General features: G+C 71.6%; 3 protein-coding genes. All 3 read left to right on the forward strand.

Features of this window, described 5'->3' with window-relative positions:
- Positions 1-590: DM13 domain-containing protein (locus M3N57_00245; protein MDP9021136.1), on the forward strand; the 590-nt coding region annotated here is incomplete at its 5' end.
- A gap of 10 nt (positions 591-600) precedes the next feature.
- Entirely contained in the window at positions 601-1,740 is a 1,140-nt protein-coding gene (locus M3N57_00250) for an RnfABCDGE type electron transport complex subunit D (GenBank protein ID MDP9021137.1), read from the forward strand.
- A 277-nt stretch (positions 1,741-2,017) separates the two neighbouring features.
- On the forward strand, positions 2,018-3,059 hold a 1,042-nt coding region (locus tag M3N57_00255; protein MDP9021138.1), incomplete at its 3' end, for a S8 family serine peptidase.

Here is a 3,059-nt window from a genome sequence, read left to right on the forward strand (position 1 = left end):
GGGCGTTGCAGTGGCGGGCGCGTGGCAACTGTCGATCGGGCAACCTGGCGGTGACCATGGCCGACGACGCGGAGGCGCTGATCGAGGCGGCCTGCCCCGGTGAGGACGTCGGCTACGCCACCAACACCGGCCCCACGCGCCTGGCCGTCGAAGCCGGCGGGGCGTGGACGTTGGTGGTCGAGCAGCAGATCGACGTGCCGCTGGTCGAGCCGACACTGCCGGAGATGCAGTCGGACGAGGCAGAGATCGTCGCGACCGGCAACTTCTACGACATCGACCAGACCGGACGCGGGCAGGTGGCGATCTACCGGCTCGGGGATGGCAGCCACGCGCTGCGCCTCGAGGACTTCTTCGTGACCCCCAACGTCGACCTCGAGATCCGCCTGCACCCGCTGCCCGAGCCCAAGACCACCGAGGAGTACCTGTCGGCCGACGCCGCGCTGGTGGCCGTGCTCGACGCGACCGCCGGCTCGATGAACTTCGTCTTCCCGCCCGACGTCGACCCGACCGTGTACCGGTCCGTGGTCATCTGGTGCCCACCGATCGACAGCGCGTACGCCGCCGCCAGCCTCGCTCCGCCGGACCGATGACAGCCGATCTGTGAGCGCCCCGACCCCCGCCACTGCGCTGGCCGACCGGCCCCACCTGTCCGTCGGCGGGCGCCAGATCCCGGTCGTGCTGCCCAGCCGCCGCGACCCGCGGTTGCACTTGGCGGTCGTGCTGCTCACCGTGCAGGTGCTGGGCCAGACCGTGCTGGACTTCAAGCTGTCGATCGCCCAGATCCTGGTGTCGATCGCCACCGCCGCCGCGATCGAGCTGGCGGTGACGGTGCGCCGGGACGGGATGCTGGTGTGGCCGGCCAGCGCCATGCTCACCGGGAACAGCGTCGCGCTGCTGCTGCGCGCCACCGGCACGGAGTACGGCGACTGGTGGAGCCTGAACGGCATCGGCTACTTCATCGCGGCCGTGACCCTGGCCATGGCCTCCAAGTACCTGATCCGCCCCGCCGGCCGGCACGTTTTCAACCCGTCCAACGTGGGGCTGGTGTGGGTGCTGCTGGTGGTTGGCCCAGCCGGGGTGTTCCCCCAGTACCTGTGGTGGGGTCCGCTGGGACTGCCGGTGGGTGCCGCTCTGGTGGTGATCGTGGCCGGGGCGGTGTGGGTGCTGCGCCAGGTGAAGATGGCGGCGATGGCCGCGGCGTTCACCGCCACCTTCGCGGTGCTGATCGGGGTGTTCGCAGCTACGGGGCGGAGTTTCTGGGCCATCTGGCATCCCGTCCCGGTGACCGGCGCCTTCTACTGGGTCAACGTGGTGCTGTCGCCCGAGGTGCTGATCTTCGTGTTCTTCATGATGTCCGACCCGGCCACGGCACCCAGGACCCCGCGCGGGCGCATCTGGTTCGGCGTGCTCACCGCGGTGCTGGCCGCCGCACTGGTCTACCCCCAACCCACTGAGTTCGGGGTCAAACTGGCGATCCTGTCGAGCCTGACCGTGACCTGCGCGGTCGTGCCGTTCATCGACCGTGCCGCCCGGCGTCGAGACCGCGGCGACCAGGCCCTGCAGGTACCCGCCGATCCCCGACCGGCCTTTGGTCGGCTGGCCGCCGCCATCCGCCGCCCGGCGGTGGTCGCCGCCGTGATCATCGCGGTCGCCGCACCCCTTGACACCCTCAGCCTGGCCGACGACGAGCACCTGATCCTGATCGAACGGGGCGTGTCGGGCGACCCCAACCCCCAGTAGCGGCATCAGCGTCTAAAGCGCGACGCAGCACCTGGGACTGCTGCAACGGTGGGCCCAGGTGCGTTCCGGGCCCACCGTTGGTTGCCGGTCAGCGCGGGCCGCACTCGTCCATGATCGTTTGGCGGTACTTTGGCGATCGAGTCGACCGGTGGTTCACCCGGGTCCCGGCAACAGCGGTCGGTCGATCCGCCACCGGGTGAACGCCCGCGTTCGGCGCGGGGGCCTCCGACCTTCCGGTGGCCGACCATCCCGGGACCCGGATCATGGAGGCACCACCGTGCCACGTTCCCTCGCCGCGACGGTCGCCGCCCTCCTCATCGCGGTCGCGACCGTGGTCGCGTCGACCCCGGCGTCGGCGGTAGCCCCACCGCGCGAGCGGGTCCTCGTGCAGGTCCGCGACGGTGACCCCACCGCCGCGGCGACCGACCTGGCCGCGCGGCACGGGGGGCGCGTGAGCCACGTCTACCGGCACGCCGTATCCGGCTTCGCGATGGAGCTGCCGTCACTCGCGGTGACGGCCCTGCGGTCCGATCCGCGGGTCGTGGCCGTCGAACCGGACTTACCCGTGTGGATGTTCGGCGAGGTGCCCACCGGCGTGGCCCGCGCCGCTATCACCAGCAACGCGGTGGCCGACATCGACGGCGTCGACGAGCGCGTCGACGTCGACATCGCCGTGCTGGACTCGGGCATCGATTCGACCCACCCCGACCTGAACGTCGCGGGCGGGGTCGATTGCACACTCGGTACCTGCGTCGTGATGGCGGCCCCGCTCGACGTCAACGGGCACGGGACCCACGTGGCCGGCACCGCGGCCGCGCTCGACGACGGCAGAGGGGTGGTGGGCGCGGCGCCCGGTGCGCGCCTGTGGTCGGTGCAGGTCCTGGACGCCACGGGTGGGGCCAGCCTCAGCGCGGTGATCGCCGGGCTGGACTGGGTCGCCAAGCACGCAGCGACGATCGAGGTCGCCAACGCCAGCTTCGGCTGCGCCTGCCGGAGCGACACCCTGGAGCTCGCCGTGAGTGGAGTGACCGACTCCGGCGTTGTCCTCGTCGCGGCCGCCGGAAACGACCCGCAGGACATCGACGGCTACTCCCTGACGGCCCACCCCGACGTGATCACCGTCTCGGCGATGGCCGACCTCGACGGGAAGCCCGGCGCCGCCACGTCCGGGACGTGCCACGACCAGACGGATGACACGTTCGCGTCGTTCAGCAGCTTCGGGGACGCGGTCGATCTGGCCGCCCCCGGGGTGTGCATCGTCTCCACCTGGCCGCTCGGTGGCTACGCCCGCATGTCGGGCACCTCGATGGCCGCGCCAC

The sequence above is a fragment of the Actinomycetota bacterium genome, from assembly GCA_030776725.1.
Taxonomy (GTDB): Bacteria; Actinomycetota; Nitriliruptoria; order Nitriliruptorales; family JAHWKO01; genus JAHWKW01.